We start from the raw sequence: 18,659 nt of genomic DNA, 5'->3' as shown, positions 1-18,659 counted from the left end.
GATGGGTGGCCCGGATCCGCCCATCGCCCGCGAATGCTCGCTACATTCACGCCGGTTCCCGACAGGGGGCGCCGCTCCGGGTACAGGGGGACCGGTACGGCGCTCGGAAGGTGTTGACTGATATGCCCCAACGGCCTGCAACCGACAGCCCGGCGTTCCGACCGCTCGACCCGCTCGTCCCGCACCCGGACGGTCCCGTCGACGCCCTCGCGCACGCCCCCGACGAGCAGCCCGAGGGTGCCTCCGCTTCCGCCCAGCGCACCCAGAACCCCAGGCTCGCCGCCCTCATCGAGGAGTCCGGCTTCTCGCACGCCGGACTCGCCCGCAGGGTCGACCAACTCGGCCTGGAACACGGCCTCGACCTGCGGTACGACAAGACCTCGGTCACCCGCTGGCTGCGCGGCCAGCAGCCGCGCGGCGCCACCCCGGCGCTGATCGCCGAGGTGTTCACCCGGCGCCTCGGCCGCCGGCTCACCGCGCAGGACGTCGGCCTGGACGCCTGCGCCCCGGTCTACGCCGGGCTGGAGTTCGCCGAGACCCCGCAGGAGGCGGTGGACATCGTCGCCTCCATGTGGCGCAAGGACAACGGCCCGTACGCCGAGCTCCGCAAGATCGCCTTCACCCCGGCCGGCCTGGTGGTGCCCAGCCGGGACTGGCTGATCGGGCGGACCGACGAGCGGGTCGCCCGGGACGGCTCCACCCTGCCGCCGGAGGAGGCCGGGCAGGCCCAGCCGGTGCTCGCCGGGGCCCGCCCGGCGCTGCCGGGCCAGGCCGCGGCCGCCGTCCGCGTGCCGCAGCAGAGCCGCCGCCCGGCCGCGCCCGGGGAGGGTGGCGAGCAGGCCGGGCGGGAGCAGCGGCCCCCGGTCCGGGTGGGCCGCGGCGACATCGCCGCGATCCGCGCCGTCGGCGACCTGTTCCGCGCCCTGGACCACGCGTACGGCGGCGGCCACGCCCGCCAGGCACTGGTCCGGTACCTGGAGAGCGAGGCCGAGCCGATGCTGCGCGGCCGGTACGGGGAGCAGATCGGCCGGGCGCTGTTCGGCGCGGTCGCCGACCTGACCCGGCTGGCCGGGTGGACCTCCTTCGACATCGCCGCGCACGGCCTGGCCCAGCGGTACTTCGTCCAGGCGCTGCGGCTGTCCCAGGCGGCGGGGGACCGGGTCCTCGGCGGGTACGTGCTGACCACCATGAGCCAGCAGGCGGTGCACCTCGGGCACGCCCGGGAGGCGATCCAGCTCGCCCGGGTCGCCCAGCAGGGCGTCGGCACGGCGGCGGTGCCGGTGGTGCAGTCGCTGATGCACGCCGCCGAGGCCCGCGGGCACGCCCTGCTCGGCGATGTCCGCTCCTGCACCACCGCGCTGGTGCGCTGCGAACGGACCCTCGCCGCGGCCCGCCCGGGCGACGAGGTCCCCTCCTGGGCGCGGTACTTCGACGAGGCGCAGGTGGCCGACGAGTTCGCCCACTGCTACCGCGACCTGCAGCAGTGGCGGCCCGCCGCCCAGCACGCCGAGAAGTCCCTGCGGCTGCGGGCGCCGGCCTACGCCCGCAGCCGGATCCTGTGCCGGCTGGTGCTGGCCACCGCCCGGCTGGGGCTCGGCGAGGTGGAGGAGTCCTGCGGGATGGCGGCGGACTCGCTGCGCGCGGCCGGCGAGATGCGCTCGGCCCGCACCGTGGAGTACCTGCGCGACTTCCACCGCCGCCTGGCGCCGTACCGCACCACCCCGGCGGTCCGCGCCTTCGAGGAGGCGTCCCGCCAGGCGGGGGTGGTCTGACCGCGCGTCCGGCCGCCGCGTCCGGCTGCCGCCTCCGCCCGGGTGCCGGGGCGGCGGCCCCGCGCCTCGGGTCGGCGCCTCCGGTCCGCGGCACGGTGCTCCGCGGACCGGGTCAACTCGCCGCCATGGGCGTACTGTTGCGCACGGTACGAGCAGGGGGTGGGCCTGTCCCGGGGCGGCTGCCCGGCCCTGCCGTCCGGTCCGGAGGGCTACCTGCCGGGAGGGGGTCGGAAGGGTGATGTGGTGGTCACCGCGCGCAGGGCTGCGGTTCCTGGTCGCGGTGCTGGCGGCCTGCGCGGCCCTGCCCGTGCTCGCCGCCTGCACCCCGGTCCCGAAGCGCGCCGTCGCGGTGCGGATGGAGCGGGGGAACCTGGTCATCGACCCCGGCCGGTGCCGGAGCGAGGTGGTGACCGACGTCTCCATCAGCACCCGGGTCGACGGCCGGCTCGACACCTGGGTGGCGATCCCGCGGAGCATGGCGGCGGTAGTCGACACGATCGACCCGGCGGCCCTGGGTCCCGACTGGGCGGCCGACGGGACCCGGCCGACCGCGTTGCAGCCCGGCGCCACCTACCGGATCGGGGTGTCGGTCAGCCGCGACGGACGGCTGGACTCCGGGTCGGTGGAGGTTGACGGGGCGACCCTGCTGGGGCTGGCCGACGACCAGGCGGTCGTCGGCCGGGGTCCCTCCGCACCCGGTGTGGTCACCCCGCGCGCGGAGTACCGCTCGGCGGTGGAAGCGCGCTGTGAATGACGGCCACAGGCCCCGGTCGGACGCCCGGGAGCGCACTCCGCCCACCGTCGGAACCGGCCGGTTCCGTACGGTGGGCGGAGGCTGCCCGGGCGATCCGGGCGCGGGTGGCCCGCGCGGGCGGCGGTGGCGCCGGCTTAGGCCGCCACCTCGGTCGCGTGGGGGAGGGCGGGGAAGCCCAGGTCCCGCAGGACCGACCGGGCGGCCCGGCGCCCCGAGACCAGCGCCCCCTGGACGGTGCTGGTGTCGCGGTGGTCGCCGCAGACGTACAGCCCGGCCAGCACCCGGACCGACCGCCGGAAGTTGTGCGGCGGCGGCATCGCCGGCGCCGCGTCCGGCACGTGCCGCACCGCCAGGAACTCCCACCCGGAGGTGGAGGTCCCGTACAGCTCGGCCAGCCGCCGCCGGACCACCGGCTCGTCGCCGGAGGGTCCGCCGGCGTCGAAGCCCTGCCGGCCGAGCACCGTGGTGGCGATCAGCGCCCGCCCGGACGGGGCGTACGACGGGTCCACCTCGCTGAGCACCAGCGAGTGCGAGACCCCGGCGGGCCCGGACCGGTCGGCGTCGAGCAGCAGCAGCGGCTCGCCCAGCGGCGACCGGTCGGCGGCGTGGAAGTACGTGGTCACCGGGTGGAACGCGGGCAGCCGCAGCCCCGGCAGCAGGGCGGCCGCCGACCGGGCGTCGGTGGCGATCACCACCGCCCGGGCGGAGATCCGCCCGTGCCGGGCGGTCTCCACGCCGTCCGCGGAGACCGAGGTGACCTCCACCCCGAGCCGGACCGTACCGGCCGGCAGGGTGGCCGCGAGCTGCTCCGGGACCGCGCCGATCCCGGCGGCGGGCAGGCAGAGCCGGCCGCGCGCGTAACTGCGGAGCACCAGGTCGGCTACCCGGCTGCTGGTGCCCAGCGACGGGTCGCCGATCAGTGCGCCGAGCAGCGGACGCAGGAAGCCGTCCACCGTCCGTGGGGACAGGCCCCGGTCGGCGAGGGCCTTCGCCGCCGTGGTCTCGGGGCGGGCGAGCAGACGGGGCACGGGCGTCGCGGAGAGCCGGACCAGGGTGGACGCGAGCCGGGCCTTGTCGAGCGGGTTGCCCAGCGGGCCGCGGGCGGCGGCCTGGCGGGCGGGGGCCTGCTGCGGATCGCCGACCCGGTACCGCCGGCCGGCGCTGTGCACCAGGACCCCGGGCGCGAGCCGGCGCAGCTCCAGGCGGTCCAGGTCGAGCCGGCGGCCGAGCTCCGGATAGTCGGTGTTGAGCAGGTGGCATCCGTGGTCGAGCCGGAATCCGTCGAGCTCGCGGCCGGCCATCCGGCCGCCGATCCGTTCGGTCGCCTCCAGCACCTGGACGCCGACTCCGCGGCCGACCAGCGCGCGGGCGGCGGCGAGCCCCGCGACGCCGGCGCCGACCACGACGACGTCCGGGGACGGTCGGGTGCTGCGGGTGAAGTCGTAAGCGGGCACGAGTGTGTGCTCCCTCCCTGGGGGAGCCCCCCGGCCGGGCGCGGGGCCGGGGCCGGGTGGGCACCGGCCGAGGCGGGCAGCGGGGGGCCGGGACACGGTCCGACCATGTGATGCCCCGTCAATATCCTGATCAGACCGGCATCTTTGGTGGAATCGCGCTATCGGCGGGGTTTCGGCGGCATGGACCGGGGCACGGTCACCGGCCGTGCGCCGGGAGGGGCGGACGGGACTGCCGGTAGGCGCGCAGGGTCACCACAGGCGTGCGGCGCGCCGTACGCATGCATCCGTGCGCCCCGGCGTGCTCCGGGCTCGTACCCCCTCCGCGCGCCGATCACACGCCCCTACACCCCTGGAAGACGTGGCCCGAGGGGTCAGACCGCCGCGCGCAGGATCGCCTCCACGTCCGGGTGCCGGAAGACGAACCCGGCCTCCTCCAGGCGCCGCGGCAGCACCCGGTGACTTCCCGCCACCTCCACCGCCATCTCGCCGAGCACCGCCTTCAGCGCGAAGCCCGGGACGGGGAACACGGTCGGCCGTCCGAGCACCCGGCCGAGCGCCTCGGTCAGCTCCCGGTTGGTCACCGGGTCCGGGCCGGTGAGGTTCACCGGACCGCTGAGCGAGTCCTCCTCGATCAGGAACCGCAGCGCGGCCAGATGGTCCGCCAGCGAGATGGCGCTCCAGTACTGCTCGCCCGAGCCCAGCCTCCCGCCCAGCCCCAGCCGGAACAGCGGGATGAGCCGGGCTCCGGCGCCGCCGCCGGCGTCCATCACCATCCCGGTCCGCGGGTGCACCACCCGCACCCCGGCGTCCGCCGCCGGCCGGGCCGCCGCCTCCCAGTCCACGCACACTCGGGCCAGGAAGTCCTCCCCGGCCGGCGACCGCTCGTCGATCACCCGGTCGCCGGTCTGCCCGTAGTACCCGACGGCAGAGGCGCTGACCAGCACCTTCGGCGGCTGCTTCAGCTCCGCCAGGGCGCCGGCGAGGGTCTCCGTGCCGAGCACCCGACTGTCCCGGATGTCCCGCTTGTGCGCCTCGGTCCACCGCCGGTCGGCGATCCCGGCACCGGCCAGGTGCACCACCGCGTCCAGCCCCTCCAGGCCGGCCCGGTCCACCTGGAGCAGCAGCGGGTTCCAGCCGACGCCGACCGAGCCGTCCCGCTGCGGCCCGGTCCGGCTCCGGTGGCGGACCAGCCGCACCACCTGGTGCCCCTCCGCCAGCAGGGAGCCGACCAGGGCCGATCCGATGAAACCCGTCGAGCCAGTCACCGCGATACGCATGGGGACCATCCTGGCAGCTCCCGCCCGTCCGGGACGGCGGCACGGCGGCACGGCGGCGGGCGAGCCGGACGGCGTGGCTAGCATGTCGGGCATGTCATCGTACGAACTGACGATCCGTCCCGCGACGTTCGAGGACGACGAGGAGCTCGTCGAGCTCAACCGGGTCATCTGGTCCCGGCTCAGCGAGGTCTCGCCGAAGCCCGCCGAGGGGGCGCGGATGTTCGACGAGCGGCACCCGCCGGAGCAGTACCGGGTCGCCGAACTGGACGGGCGGATCGTCGGGTTCGTCCGCCAGGTGCCGCCGACCCCGCTGGCGACCAACGGCCACGTCCGGCAGATCCAGGGGCTCGGGGTGCTGCCCGACGTCCGCGGCCGGGGTGTCGGCGACGCCCTGGTGGACGCCGCCTGCGACGCCGCCCGCGAGGCCGGCGCCCGCCGCCTCACCCTCCGCGTCCTCGCCCACAACACCCCGGCCCGCCGCCTCTACGAACGCCACGGCTTCCGGATCGAGGGCACCCTCCACGAGGAGTTCCTCCTGGACGGCACCTACGTCGACGACATCTGGATGGCCCGCTCCCTCTGAGCCGGCCCCGGGGCGGCGAGCAACCCGGCTGCGCGCACCCGGGGGCGCGTGGGGCTGCGCGCTGCGGGAGGGCTCTACGTTCACTGTCCTCTCCTCGCGCAGTTCCCCGCGCCCCTGTTTGTGCCTGGCCGATTGCCTTCGCCCCGCGGGGCCGGCCGGTCGTGTGCGGCCTGTCCGGAGGAGTTCCGCCGGTCGGTGGGGACCGGTACGGTACGCGGGTGAGCAACGCGACACCGCCCGGCTGGTACCCCGTTCCCGGAACCGCGGACGAGCGCTGGTGGGACGGCGCCCAGTGGACCGCCGAGGTCCGCCCCGCCTCGGACGTGCCCGCCCAGCGGATCGCCGACGCCCCCACCCAGGGCTGGGCCGCCGCCACGCCCCCGCAGCCGCAACCCCAGCACCCCCAACCCCCGCAGCCCGACTACGCCCCGCCCGGCCCGTACGCCCCGTACCAGGGCCCGTACGCGCCCGGGCCGTCGGCGGGCAACCGCAACGGCCTGGCGATCGGCATCTCGGCGGGTGTGGCGCTGGTCCTGGTCGCGGCCGTCATCGGCGGCGTGCTCCTCGCCCGCGGGAAGAAGGACCCGGTGGGCCCGGTGATCGCCGACCCGACGTGGACCACCTCCGCCCCGGTCCGCAGCCCCTCCCCGACGCCGAGCCCGCGCACCAGCTCCAGCGCCACCGTCCGCCCGGTGGAGAACACCACCCCGGACATGGTCCACGGCTGGCGGGTGCCCGTCCCGGCCGGCTGGCAGACCCGGACCTCGTCCACCGGGTCCAGCGCCTTCCTGACCAGCGGCTCCTACGAGTGCGGGATGTCGGCGCCGTGCGTGCGCGCCCAGTTCTCGATCGAGGCGCTCAACGTGCCCGGCACGGACGCCAAGTCGGTGGCCGAGGCGGCCACGGCGGTGTACGCCCCGCAGGTGTTCGGCGATCTGGCGGACCACCGCGAGCTGACCTCGGGTCCGGTGGCCGTGAGCGGTGCGATCGGGTACGCGGTGCGCTGGTACGTCACGCCGAAGGAGGGCGCCAAGGGCTACGTCACCGTGGTGGCCGTCCCGGCCGGGGCGGGGACCTTCACCCTCCTGCACGGCGGTGCCGACGACGACCCGCAGGCGCCCCGCCCCGCCGTCGTGGACCAGATCGTGGCGGGCATCCGCCCGTCCTCCGGCTCCACGACCTGACGCCGGCCGGAACCCCGCCCGACCCCGCCCCGACCCGGACGGGCCGTCCTCACTCCCCGAACCGCTCCCACAGCCTCGGGTACCGCTTCGCCATGGCCTCCGCGTCCTCGAAGTCGAACGGGTCGCCCTCCGGGGCCGCCGGCTGCTCCGTCCCGAGCTCGGGCAGCGGCAGCCCGGTCAGCTGCTCGTACGCCTCGTCGGCGGCGAAGCCGAGGTCCTCGGCGTCGCCGTCCTCCTCCTCGTCGAAGTCGGGGACCAGCTCGGCCAGTTCGTCCGGGTGGTGCACGGCGCCCTCGAAGACGTCCCGGCCCTGGCCGATCAGCCAGCACCGGAAGTAGTCGAAGGCGTCCTCGGAGGCCCCACCGAGCATCAGGTGGGCGGCGCCCCACAGGTCGGTCCGGTACGCCCGCTGGAACCGCGCCTCGAACAGCCGGGCGAAGTCCACCACGTCGTCCGGGGTCAGCTGGGCGAGCCGCTCCACCAGCGCGTCCGCCTGGTCGTCCGGGTCGCCGCCGACCGCGTCCCTGGTGTCGTCGATGAGCTGCCAGAAGTCCGTCTCGTACATCACCGCTCCAGCATCCTCGGTCACCCGCCCCGACGCATCGCGCGCCGCTCGAACCGCCCCGACGCTCGCCGGTTCGGCGGAGTCCGCCCGGAAGCCGGCCCGGAAGCCGGCCCGGAACGCGGGGCCCCAGGAGACGCGGAACCCCCGCTCCGTCCGGGGACGGGGCGGGGGTTCCGGGAAAGCGTCGGCCGGTCGGTCACCGGCCGGTCGGCCGACCGGCGGACCGGTCAGCCGAGCGGGCTCACAGGCCGAGGTCGCCCTCGAAGGCGCCCTCTTCCAGGCGGGCCTTGACGGCGCCCAGGTAGCGGGCGGCGTCGGCGCCGTCGACGATCCGGTGGTCGTACGACAGGGCCAGGTAGACCATGTCGCGGACCGCGATGGTCTCGCCCAGCTCCGGGTGGTTGATGACCACCGGGCGCTTGACGGCCGCGCCGATGCCCAGGATCGCGACCTGCGGCTGGTTGATGATCGGCGTGTCGAACAGCGCGCCGCGCGAGCCGGTGTTGGTGATGGTGAAGGTGCCACCACCCAGCTCGTCCGGGGTGACCTTGTTGTCGCGGGTGCGGGCCGCCAGGTCGGCGGTCTTGCGCGCGATGCCGGCGATGTTGAGGTCGCCCGCGTTGTGGATGACCGGGACCAGCAGGCCGCGGTCGGTGTCCACCGCGATGCCGACGTGCTCGGCGCCGTGGTAGGTGATGGTGCCCTCGGCCTCGTTCACCTGGGAGTTCACGACCGGGTGGGCCTTGAGCGCCTCGGTGGCGGCCTTGACGAAGAACGGCATCGGGGAGAGCTTGACGCCCTCGCGGGCCTCGAAGCCGGCCTTCGCCTTGGCACGCAGCCGCATGATGTTGGTGATGTCCACCTCGACCACGGTGGTCAGCTGGGCCGACACCTGGAGCGACTCGACCATGCGCTTGGCGATCACCGAGCGCAGGCGGGACATCTTCACCGTGGTGCCGCGCAGCGGCGAGACCGCGGCGACGGTGGCCGGCGCCTTGGCGGCCGGGGCGGCGGCCGGAGCAGCGGCGGCCTTCGCGGCCGCGGCGGCGGCGAGCACGTCCTGCTTGCGGATGCGGCCGCCGACACCGGTGCCGGTGACGGCGGAGAGGGCCACACCCTGCTCGGCGGCGAGCTTGCGGACCAGCGGGGTCACGTAGGCGTCACCCTCGCCGGCGGCAGCGGCGACCGGGGCCGGAGCGGCGACCGGGGCAGCCGGGGCCGGAGCGGCCGCGGGAGCGGGGGCGGCGACCGGAGCAGCCGGGGCCACCGGAGCCGGAGCGGCAGCCGGGGCCGGGGCGGCAGCGGCCGGGGCCGGAGCGGCGACGGGAGCCGGCGCAGCGGCCGGAGCCGGAGCGGCAGCCGGGGCCGGAGCAGCGGCCGCCGGAGCGGCACCCGGGGCGCCGATCAGCGCGAGCTGGGCGCCGACCTCGGCGGTCTCGTCCTCGCCGACCAGGATCTTCACGACGACGCCGGCGACCGGCGACGGGATCTCGGTGTCGACCTTGTCCGTGGAGACCTCGAGCAGCGGCTCGTCGACCTCGACGGTCTCACCCTCGGCCTTGAGCCAGCGGGTGACGGTGCCCTCGGTGACCGACTCGCCCAGCGCGGGCAGCAGGACCGGGGTGGCGTCGGCGGGCGCGGCGGCGGCCGGAGCGGCCGGAGCGGCAGCCGGGGCCGGGGCGGCGGCCGGAGCCTCGGCCACCGGGGCCGGGGCGGCGGCGGGGGCGGCCTCGGCGGCCGGCGCGGCGGCGACCGGGGCACCGGAGCCGTCGTCGATGATCGCCAGCTCGGCGCCGACCTCGACGGTCTCGTCCTCGCCGACCTTGATCGCGGCCAGGATGCCGGAAGCCGGCGCCGGGATCTCGGTGTCGACCTTGTCGGTGGAGACCTCGAGCAGCGGCTCGTCCATCTCCACGTGCTCACCCTCGGCCTTGAGCCAGCGGGTGACGGTGCCCTCGGTCACGCTCTCGCCCAGTGCGGGCAGTGTTACTGAGACCGCCATGGTTTCAGCGACTCCTATCAAGTCTTGCGTACAGGAAAAGTGGGCTCGGGGTGCGGTCTGCGCGGTCAGTCGTGAGCGTGCAGCGGCTTGCCGGCCAGCGCCAGGTGCGCCTCGCCGAGCGCCTCGGACTGGGTCGGGTGCGCGTGGATGAGCTGCGCGACCTCGGCCGGCAGGGCCTCCCAGTTGTAGATCAGCTGGGCCTCGCCGACCTGCTCGCCCATGCGGGCGCCGACCATGTGGACACCGACCACGGCGCCGTCCTTGACCTGGACGAGCTTGATCTCGCCGGCGGTCTTCAGGATCTTGCTCTTGCCGTTGCCGGCCAGGTTGTACTTGAGCGTGACGACCTTCTCCTTGCCGTACAGCTCGACGGCCTTGGCCTCCGAGATGCCGACCGAGGCGACCTCGGGGTTGGAGTAGGTGACGCGCGGCACGCCGTCGTAGTCGATCGGCACGGTCTTCAGACCGGCCAGGCGCTCGGCGACCAGGATGCCCTCGGCGAAGCCGACGTGGGCCAGCTGCAGGGTCGGGACGAGGTCGCCGACGGCCGAGATGGTCGGGACGTTGGTGCGCATGTACTCGTCGACGAGGACGTAGCCGCGGTCCATCGCGACACCGTTCTCCTCGTAGCCGAGGCCGGCCGAGACCGGGCCGCGGCCGATGGCGACGAGCAGCAGGTCGGCGTCGATCTGCTTGCCGTTCTCGGTGGAGACGCGCACACCGGACTCGGTGTACTCGACGCCCGAGAAGCGGGCCTTGAGCTCGAACTTGATGCCGCGCTTGCGGAAGGCGCGCTCCAGCAGCTTGGAGGAGTTCTCGTCCTCCAGCGGCACGAGGTGCGGAAGGGCCTCGACGATGGTGACGTCGACGCCGAAGGACTTCCACACGGAAGCGAACTCGACGCCGATCACGCCGCCGCCGAGGATGACGGCCGACTTCGGGATGCGGTCGAGCTTGAGGGCGTGGTCGGAGGAGATGATCCGGTCGCCGTCGATGGTCAGGCCGGGCAGCGACTTCGGCACCGAGCCGGTGGCGAGGACGATGTGGCGGCCCTCGATGCGCTGGCCGTTGACGTCCACCGAGGTCTGCGAGGAGAGGCGGCCCTCACCCTGGATGAAGGTGACCTTGCGGGAGGCGACGAGGCCCTGCAGGCCCTTGTACAGGCCGGCGATGACGTCGTCCTTGTACTTGTGGACGCCGTTGATGTCGATGCCCTGGAAGGTGGCCAGGACGCCGAACTCGGCGGCCTCCTTCGTCTCGTCGGCGATCTCCGCCGCGTGCAGCAGGGCCTTGGTGGGGATGCAGCCGCGGTGCAGGCAGGTACCGCCCAGCTCACCCTTCTCGATGAGGGCGACGCTCAGCCCCAGCTGAGCGGCGCGGAGCGCCGCGGCGTAACCGCCGCTTCCGCCTCCGAGAATGACTACGTCGAAAACGGTGCTGGCGTCGTTCGCCACGTCACGTCCTCCATGCAAAGGGGTGCGGTTCGCCGGGCCGGTCGCGGTCCGGTGGGGTGGGAAGCCTTTGTGAGGCGCCCAGTCGTGCCGGAAATACATCTTTGCACTTGTTGGCGGCGGCTGATGTCCGGGGCTGCCTCGAAGGTGGGGGCGGGTGTCCCGGGGCGTGGCCGAATGCCCTGTACGACCTGGTATCACCGCAGCTCACAGCGGTGCGGGAGGCGCGCGGAGGTGGCTTGGCGACAGCCTGTGAGCGGGGTCGTTCCACTCTGCGGAACAAAGTTTCGCCCGGGGCGAACACCGTCTCGGATTGTGTAAGGGGCTACCGGCTGGTAAGAGCGGCGGCAGCCCCGCCGGGACGCCGAAGGGCCCGGCACCGCGAACGGTGCCGGGCCCCTCGAGCCGTGGATCAGACGCCCGCGGCGGTGTCCTCGGCGAAGCGGACCAGGGTGCGCACCGCGCTCGCGGTGCCGCCCTTCGGGGTGTAGCCGAACGGGCCGCCCTCGTTGAAGGCCGGGCCGGCGATGTCCAGGTGCGCCCAGTCGATGCCCTCGGCCACGAACTCCTTCAGGAACAGGCCGGCCACCAGGCCGCCGCCCATCCGCTCGCCCATGTTGGCGAGGTCGGCGACGGTCGACTCGGTCATGCCCTTGCGCAGCTCGGCCGGCAGCGGCATCGGCCAGGACTGCTCGCCGACCGCGCCGGCGGTCTCGTGCAGGCGGGTGCGCAGCGCGTCGTCGTTGGCCATCACACCGAAGGTGCGGTTGCCCAGGGCCAGCACCATGGCGCCGGTCAGGGTGGCGACGTCCACGATCACGTCCGGCTTCTCCTCGCCGGCCCGGACGATCGCGTCGGCCAGCACCAGGCGGCCCTCGGCGTCGGTGTTCAGCACCTCGACGGTCTTGCCGCCGTACATCCGCAGCACGTCGCCCGGGCGGGTGGCGGTGCCGGACGGCATGTTCTCCGCCAGCGCCAGCCAGGCGGTGACGTTGACCTGCAGGCCCAGGCGCTTGGCCGCGACCACGGCGGCGAACACGGCAGCGGCGCCGGCCATGTCGCACTTCATGGTCTCGTTGTGACCGGCCGGCTTCAGCGAGATGCCGCCCGAGTCGTAGGTGATGCCCTTGCCGATGAAGGCGAGCGAGGCCTTGGCCTTCGGGTGGGTGTAGGCCACCTTCACCAGCCGCGGCGGGTTGGCCGAGCCGTTGCCGACGCCCAGCAGGCCGCCGAAGCCGCCCTTGGTCAGCGCCTTCTCGTCCAGCACCTCGACCTTGAGGCCGTGCTCCTTGCCGGCCGCCTGGGCGAGCGCGGCGAAGGACTTCGGGTTGAGGTCGTTCGGGGCGGTGTTGACCAGGTCGCGGGCGCGGTTCATCTCCTCGCCGATCGCGGCGGCGCGCTCCACGGCGGCCTTGGCGTCCTTGCTGCCCTTGCGGGCGGCCAGCACGGTCAGCTCGCCGACGGGGGCCTTGGCCTCGCCGTTCTTGTACGCGCCGAAGGAGTACGAGCCGAGCAGGCCGCCCAGCGCGACCGCCTCGACCTCCTCCGCGGACTCGGCGGGGAGCAGCAGCGCGGCCTTCTTCGAACCCGCCAGGGTCCGGGCCGCGACACCGGCCGCCCGGCGCAGCGTCTCGGCGGAGAAGCCGTCCTCGGCCTCGCCCAGGCCCACGGCCAGCACGAGCGGGGCCTTGAGACCCGCGGCCGCGGGGACCTTGACCGCCTCACCCTCGGCACCGGTGGCGCCCAGGGTCGCGAGGACCTCGGCCAGCTTGCCGTCGAACGCCTCGGCCACGGTCTCGGCGCCGGGGGCGACGACCAGGCCCTTGGGGCCCTTCGCCACGCCGATCACCAGGGCATCCGCGCGCAGCGAGGCGGCGGAGGAGGTGCTCACAGACAGTGCAGTCACGACAAATGCGTCCTGTTCTACTTCGCGGTCCACAGCCGAGTGCGGCTCCGTTGCCGCACCGGCGATCACCCAGGCTGACTCCGCGGGGATACGGGGCGCAGGGCTACGGTGCTCCAGGCATGGTAGTCCGCATGCTGGAATCGCGCCCCCCCGCCTTCCCGGCTGCGGTGATCGCCTTCCGTGACGCTCCCCGGAAGGACCCTTCGGGCACCCCCAACCATCCCCGTCGCACCGGCCCCTGACAGTTCGTCGACCGAGCGCCTTGAGTACCCTGCTCCCCGCCGCCGGAGCGGGGGAGACGGCCCGCGCCCCCGGACGGACCCGACAGGAGCAGCCGCATGAACGCCCACCACCCGCCCGCCGCCCACGCCGAGCGGGAACCCGCCCCGCCGGCCGGCCCGGGGGAGTACCTGACCATCGCCAACCGGGCCGTCGGCGTGGTCGGATACCTGTGGGCCTCGGACGCCGAGGGCCGCTGCGGGTTCGTCCGCCGCCACGCCGCCGGCTCCGAGGGCGTGGCCGCGGCCGCCGCCTGGACCGAGGCCCTCCGCATCCTCCAGGACCCGCCGATGCCCCCGTCCCGGGTGCTCGCCGTGATCGCGACCCGACCGGGCGGCGACGTCCCGGGCACCCCAGGCGACCGCCACCTGACGAACAGTCTCGCCGGCCTGGAGTCGCTGGCCGCGCACGGCTGGCCGGTCCACCCCAGGACCTCGATCGACCCGTACGGCAAGTCCGTGGAGCAGCTCCGCGCGGAGGACGCCCGCCGCACCGCCACCGAGGCCGCCGCCCGCGAGGAGGCCGGACGCCAGGAGGTGCCGCTCACCCGCGAGGCGCGCCTGCTGGCCCGGCGGCGCCCGGGCGGCCGGGTCCCGGTGTACGACCCCGCCCACGTCGAGGGCGACTCCGACGCCGGCGCGCTCGGCAGCTGGCAGGTCGACCACGAGGGGGTCCCGGTCCGGTTCCTGCGCAACCCCGGCCACCGGCCCGGCCCGCGCGCCCTCGGCATGCCCGAGCCCGGCAGCCCGGCCGAGGCCGCCCTGCAGCGCCTCGCCGCGGGCTACACCGTCCAGGACACCGTGCTCCGCGTGCTGCTGGACGCCCCGCTGATCGTCCGCCTCGCCCCGCAGGAGCCCGGCCTCCACCTGGAGGCCGACCGGAACGGGCTCGGCGAGGTCTCCGCCTACACCTCGCCCGCGCTGGTCCCGGCCGGCTGGCAGGCCCACCGGCAGGGGACGCTCACCGGCCGTCAGATCGCCGCCGCCGCCCCGGGCGCCCGGCTCGCCGTCAACCCCGGCTGCGACCCCGGCCTCACCCTGGACGCCTCCCGGCTGCGCCGCCTCGAACTCGGCTGACCGGGTCGCGAGCGACTCCTCCTAGACTCTCCCCGACCGGAATCCCGTGATCGGTTCCGGTGTTCGGCCACGAGGGGACGGGGGACGGGATGACCGAGGACGCGAGCTGGGTGCCACCGCTGCGGGCGGGCCGCAAGCCCGCCGGACAGGCGCTGTTCGGCTGGCTGGAGGACAGCCGGGCACCCCGGGTCTGCCGGATCGCCGGCTCCTCCGGCAGCGGCCGCACCCACCTGCTCAACTGGCTGGCCACCGCCGCCCCGCCGAACAACCCCCGGCCGTCCCGCCGGGTCCACGCCTACCTCAACGCCGCCGGCCACACCGCCCGCAGCGCCGCCTGGACGCTCGCCGACCGGCTCCGCCTCGCCGCGAGCACCCCCGCCCGGCTGGCCGCCACCCTCAAGTACGCGCCGCCCCGGGTCCTGGTGATCGCCGACCTGAACCGGGCGGCCGAGCCCGAGCGTCTGGTCACCGACCTGATCGCGCTGCTGCTGCTCGTCCCCGACCTCCGCCTCGCCGTGGAGTGCGCGGACGGCACCCCCGAAGCCGCCGCCCTCGCCGCCCTGGAGCCGCGGGCGGCCGTCCTCGACCTCGACGACCCGCGCTGGACCGACCCGGACCGCTTCGCCGCCTGGTGCGCCAAGCTCCCCGGCAGCCCGCCGCCCGCCGAGCAGGTCCACCCCGGCCCCGGGCTGGCCCAGCTCGCCGCCCGCATCCCCGGCGGCGTCCCGCTCGACCCCGCGACCCCGCTCGCCGACCGCCTCGACGAGGCCGCCGCCGCCTGGTGGCACGCCCTGCCCGAGGACCTGCGGCCGACCGTCCGCGCCCTGGCCGCCGTCACCCGGCCCGCCCTCGCCGAGGAGTGGGCCACCCTGCCCGGCTCCGGCGGCCCCGACGCCGTCCGCCGGGCCGGCGACCTCCTGCCCCCGCACCCCGACGGCCTCTCCTGGCGGCTGCACCTCGACCCGCTCACCCGCCTCGCCACCGCCGACGCCCCCGTGGACCACGCCGCCCTCGCCCGCGACCTCGCCGCCGCGCTCCCCGCCGGCCCGGACGGCCGACCCGACCCCACCGGCGCCGACCCCGACCGCCTCGGCCTGCTGCTGCGCCACGCCGCCGCGGCCGGCACCGCCGCCGGACTCCTCGCCGACCCCCGCCTGGCCGCCGCGGCCGACCCGCTCGCCGTCACCGCCGCCCTCCACACCACCCCCGCCGCCGACACCGCCCTCGCCGACGCCTGGTCCACCGCCGGCCAGGCCCTCCTCGCCCTGGACGAACCGGGGGACCGGGCCACCGTCCTGCACGCCTGGCAGCACGGCACCGACCCGGACCGCGACCGCGCCCTCGCCGCCGCCCTCCCGGCCCGGCCCCGCTGGTACGGCCTCTGGCGCCACCGCCCGCAGGCCGGCGTGGTCCGCGGCCTCACCGCCGGCCGCGGCCCGTACGCCGGCCGGGTCCTGGTCGCCACCGACGCCGGGGTACAGGTCCTGGACGCCTACACCGGACAGCCCGCCGGCCCCGCCCTGCGCCCGCTGCCCGTCCGTCCCACCGCCCTCGCCTGCGGCGAGGACGGCGCCGTACTCGCCCTCGGCGGCGACGGCACCCTCACCGGCCTGCCCTCACCCGCCCCGAGCGGCGCACCCCGCACCGCCACCGCGGTCGCCGGCTGGGCCGTCCAGCAGGCCGGCGGCGGACTCACCGCGCTGGCCGCCCCGATGATCGACGGCAACCCGCTGGTCGTGGTCGGCGACGGCACCGGCCGGATCACCTGCTTCCACACCCCCGGCCAGCCCGGTGTCGCCACCGACAAGCCCCTGCACGACGGCGGCGTCACCGCCGTCGCGGTGGCCGAACTGGGCGACGTCCTCATGGTGGTGAGCGGCGGCCGGGACGGCACCATGCGGCTCTGGAAGCCCGGCCAGGACCCCCTCGCCACCCCGCTCACCGGCCGCCCCTCCCCGGTCACCGCCGTCGCCGCCGGCGACACCGACCACGGCCCCGTCTACCTCACCGCCTGGGCCGACGGCACCGTCCGCCTCCTCCGCCTCACCAACGGGGACACCGAGGAGACCCACCTCCGCCTCGGCTCCGCCGTCGACGCCGCCACCATCGACCCCACCGGCCGCATCCACCTCGCCACCCTCGACGCCGTCCACTGCATCTACCTCCCCCCGACACCCTGACAGCCACCCCAGCGGGCACCCGGGTTCCCTCGTGCACCCGGGTCCATCAGGGACGCGGGTGTGCTCTGGCACCCGGGTTCATCCAGGCGCGCGGGTTCCCTCGGGCAATCGGGTTCATCAGGGGCGCGTGGGGGCACCTCCAATGCCGTCAAGGCTGGGGGGAGAACTGCGCGAAATAGCCCGTCCAGCTGTCCGACTCAGCTCAGCGAAACCCAGCGCAACTCAGCCCAGTACCAACGCCAACCCCACCACAGCCCCCGTCCCCGCCGCCTCCGCCATCGCCCCCAGCACGTCCCCGGTCACCCCGCCGAGCCGCCCCACGCACCGCCGCAGCACCCCCCACCCACACAGCACCCCCACCACCAGCGCCACCGGATACCCGAGCGCCCCCCACCCGTACCCGGCCCCCGCCGCAAGCGCCGCCAGCAGCACCGCGGCCCCCGCCGACACCCCCACCGCCGCACCGGGCGCCACCGTGCTCGCCACCATCGCCCCGAGGCCGCCCGGCCGGGCCGGCGGCACCGACCGCAGGCAGCCCCACGCCAGCGCGCACCGTCCCGTCACCGCGCCGGTCAGCACGGCCAGCGCCCCGCGCCCGGGCGACTGCGCGAACGCCCCGGCCAGCGCCGCGACCTGAGCCAGCAGCACCAGAACGAGCGTCAGCACCCCGAACGGCCCGATGTCCGACTGCTTCATGATCCGCAGCGCGTCCTCGGCCGGCTTCCCGCTGCCCAGGCCGTCGGCCACGTCGGCCAGCCCGTCCAGGTGCAGCCCGCGGGTCAGCCCGGCGAGGACGGACACCGCCGCGACCGCCCCGAGCAGCCCGCCGGCCCGCCATGCCACCAGCGCTCCGGTCCCGGCGGCCGCCGTCCCGAGGACGGCGCCGACCAGCGGCGCCCACAGCATCGCCCGGCCGCCGGTCGCCCGGTCCCACCGGTCGACCCGCACCCGCAGCACCGACAGCGTCCCGAACGCGAACCGCAGCCCGTGCGCACCCCGAGCACCCTGCGTGCCCCACGGCTCCCCGGCCGACGGGTCTCCCGTCATCGGCTAGTAGCGGTCGAGCAGTTCGGCGGCGCTCGGCAGCTTCGCCGGCGGCCGCGGCTCCCGCTTCGCGGCGGTGGGCACCGCGGACGGCTCCGCGAGGGTGTCCGAGGCCGCCTGCAGCAGCGGCAGCGCCAGGACCGCGCCGACGCCCTCGCCCATGCTCACGCCGAGGTCCTGCAGCGGCGTCAGGGTCAGCCGGTCGTACGCCTTCACCTGCGCCGGCTCCCCGGTGGCCGATCCGGCCCGCCACCACTCCGGCGCCCGGAACGCCACCCGCTGCGCGACCAGCGCGCACGCCGCCGCGACCACGCCGTCGAGCACCACCGGCAGCCGTCGTGCCGCGGACTGCAGCAGGAACCCGGTGATCGCCGCGAAGTCCGCGCCGCCGACCGTCGCCAGCAGCGCCAGCTGGTCGCCCAGCACCGGACGGGCCCGGCGCAGCGCGTCCCGTACGGTCGCGCACTTCACCATCCACGTCCGGTCGTCGATCCCGGACCCGCGGCCGGTGACCGCCGCCGCGTCCGTCCCGCACAGCGCGCCGACCAGCACCGACGCCACGGTGGTCGAGCCGACCCCGAGGTCGCCCAGGACCACCAGGTCGGTCCCGGCGTCCGCCTCCTCGTCGGCGATCGCGGCACCGGCGCGGAACGCCCGCTCCGCCTCGGCCAGGGTGACCGCGTCCTCCACGTCGATCCGCCCGGACCCGCGGCGCACCCGGTGGCGGACGACCTCCTCGGGGAACTCCGTTCCGTCGCAGTCCACCGCGACGTCCACCACCCGCACGTCCGCACCGAAGCGGTGGGCCAGCACCGCCACCGGGGCCGTGCCGTCCAGCACCGCGCGCACCCGCTCGGCCGTCCCGCCCTTGGCCTCCAGCCGGGAGACGCCGAGCGAGGCGACCCCGTGGTCGCCGGCGAACAGCAGCACCTTCGCCGCGGAGACGGGCCTGGTCGGCGAGGTGCCCTGTACCGAGGCCAGCCACGCCCCGAGCTCCTCCAACTGCCCCAGGCCGCCGCGCGGCTTGGCCAGGCCCTGCCAGCGCTCCTCGGCACTGCGGCGGGCGGCCTCGTCCGGCCGCTCCACGAGCGACGAGTACATGTCGAGATCCACGGTGGTGTCCATCGCTGCG

Annotated in this window: 14 protein-coding genes; 6 read left to right on the top strand and 8 right to left on the bottom strand. The window is 75.8% G+C overall.

What is annotated here, in order from left to right; all coding sequences use genetic code 11:
* The first annotated feature begins 122 nt into the window (after window positions 1–122).
* The gene (locus ABWK59_RS10305; protein ID WP_354639821.1) at window positions 123–1,772 is read left to right on the top strand and encodes a regulator; all 1,650 of its coding nucleotides are present in this window, start codon (window positions 123–125) and stop codon (window positions 1,770–1,772) included.
* Window positions 1,773–2,010: 238 nt separating this feature from the next.
* A complete protein-coding gene (locus ABWK59_RS10300; protein WP_354639819.1) occupies window positions 2,011–2,526 on the top strand; it encodes a hypothetical protein in 516 nt (171 codons plus the stop codon).
* A 134-nt stretch (window positions 2,527–2,660) separates the two neighbouring features.
* Here ABWK59_RS10300 and ABWK59_RS10295 read toward each other — a convergent pair whose 3' ends face one another.
* Together ABWK59_RS10295 and ABWK59_RS10290 are read right to left on the bottom strand one after the other, a co-directional pair.
* Window positions 2,661–3,980 carry an NAD(P)/FAD-dependent oxidoreductase gene (locus ABWK59_RS10295; protein ID WP_354639818.1) on the bottom strand — a complete coding sequence of 440 codons (1,320 nt, stop codon included), beginning with the start codon at window positions 3,978–3,980 and terminating at the stop codon, window positions 2,661–2,663.
* A gap of 371 nt (window positions 3,981–4,351) precedes the next feature.
* Window positions 4,352–5,257 carry a TIGR01777 family oxidoreductase gene (locus ABWK59_RS10290; RefSeq protein WP_420492757.1) on the bottom strand — a complete coding sequence of 302 codons (906 nt, stop codon included), beginning with the start codon at window positions 5,255–5,257 and terminating at the stop codon, window positions 4,352–4,354.
* A gap of 91 nt (window positions 5,258–5,348) precedes the next feature.
* On the opposite strand from ABWK59_RS10290, the gene ABWK59_RS10285 reads away from it, so the two are divergent.
* Together ABWK59_RS10285 and ABWK59_RS10280 are read left to right on the top strand one after the other, a co-directional pair.
* Complete coding sequence (locus ABWK59_RS10285; RefSeq protein WP_354639814.1) at window positions 5,349–5,840, top strand: GNAT family N-acetyltransferase; 492 nt, start codon at window positions 5,349–5,351, stop codon at window positions 5,838–5,840.
* Between the two features lie 218 nt (window positions 5,841–6,058).
* Complete coding sequence (locus ABWK59_RS10280; RefSeq protein WP_354639812.1) at window positions 6,059–7,024, top strand: DUF2510 domain-containing protein; 966 nt, start codon at window positions 6,059–6,061, stop codon at window positions 7,022–7,024.
* A 49-nt stretch (window positions 7,025–7,073) separates the two neighbouring features.
* On the opposite strand, the gene ABWK59_RS10275 is transcribed toward ABWK59_RS10280, so the two are convergent.
* The 4 genes from ABWK59_RS10275 to ABWK59_RS10260 all read right to left on the bottom strand — a co-directional run bounded on the left by ABWK59_RS10275 (window position 7,074) and on the right by ABWK59_RS10260 (window position 12,948).
* Window positions 7,074–7,589 carry a DUF4240 domain-containing protein gene (locus ABWK59_RS10275; RefSeq protein WP_354644901.1) on the bottom strand — a complete coding sequence of 172 codons (516 nt, stop codon included), beginning with the start codon at window positions 7,587–7,589 and terminating at the stop codon, window positions 7,074–7,076.
* Window positions 7,590–7,830: 241 nt separating this feature from the next.
* Window positions 7,831–9,591 carry a 2-oxoglutarate dehydrogenase, E2 component, dihydrolipoamide succinyltransferase gene (gene sucB, locus ABWK59_RS10270; protein WP_354639810.1) on the bottom strand — a complete coding sequence of 587 codons (1,761 nt, stop codon included), beginning with the start codon at window positions 9,589–9,591 and terminating at the stop codon, window positions 7,831–7,833.
* A gap of 65 nt (window positions 9,592–9,656) precedes the next feature.
* On the bottom strand, window positions 9,657–11,045 hold the full coding sequence (gene lpdA / locus ABWK59_RS10265; protein WP_354639808.1) for a dihydrolipoyl dehydrogenase: 1,389 nt from the start codon (window positions 11,043–11,045) through the stop codon (window positions 9,657–9,659).
* A gap of 409 nt (window positions 11,046–11,454) precedes the next feature.
* Complete coding sequence (locus ABWK59_RS10260) at window positions 11,455–12,948, bottom strand: leucyl aminopeptidase (RefSeq protein WP_354639807.1); 1,494 nt, start codon at window positions 12,946–12,948, stop codon at window positions 11,455–11,457.
* A gap of 338 nt (window positions 12,949–13,286) precedes the next feature.
* Here ABWK59_RS10260 and ABWK59_RS10255 point away from each other — a divergent pair, with 338 nt between their 5' ends.
* Together ABWK59_RS10255 and ABWK59_RS10250 are read left to right on the top strand one after the other, a co-directional pair.
* A complete protein-coding gene (locus tag ABWK59_RS10255; RefSeq protein WP_354639805.1) occupies window positions 13,287–14,303 on the top strand; it encodes a hypothetical protein in 1,017 nt (338 codons plus the stop codon).
* 89 nt (window positions 14,304–14,392) lie between these two features.
* Window positions 14,393–16,483 carry a hypothetical protein gene (locus ABWK59_RS10250; protein WP_354639804.1) on the top strand — a complete coding sequence of 697 codons (2,091 nt, stop codon included), beginning with the start codon at window positions 14,393–14,395 and terminating at the stop codon, window positions 16,481–16,483.
* Window positions 16,484–16,705: 222 nt separating this feature from the next.
* Here ABWK59_RS10250 and ABWK59_RS10245 read toward each other — a convergent pair whose 3' ends face one another.
* Window positions 16,706–17,530, bottom strand: coding sequence for an adenosylcobinamide-GDP ribazoletransferase (locus ABWK59_RS10245; protein WP_354639802.1), 825 nt, complete (start codon window positions 17,528–17,530; stop codon window positions 16,706–16,708).
* 3 nt (window positions 17,531–17,533) lie between these two features.
* A complete protein-coding gene (locus ABWK59_RS10240) occupies window positions 17,534–18,652 on the bottom strand; it encodes a nicotinate-nucleotide--dimethylbenzimidazole phosphoribosyltransferase (RefSeq protein ID WP_354639800.1) in 1,119 nt (372 codons plus the stop codon).
* Window positions 18,653–18,659 lie beyond the last annotated feature (7 nt).

The organism is Kitasatospora sp. HUAS MG31, from assembly GCF_040571325.1.
GTDB classification, from domain to species: Bacteria; Actinomycetota; Actinomycetes; order Streptomycetales; family Streptomycetaceae; genus Kitasatospora; species Kitasatospora camelliae.
The sequence above is the reverse complement of the archived record's forward strand: the minus strand, read 5'-3'. Positions and strand labels throughout refer to the sequence as shown.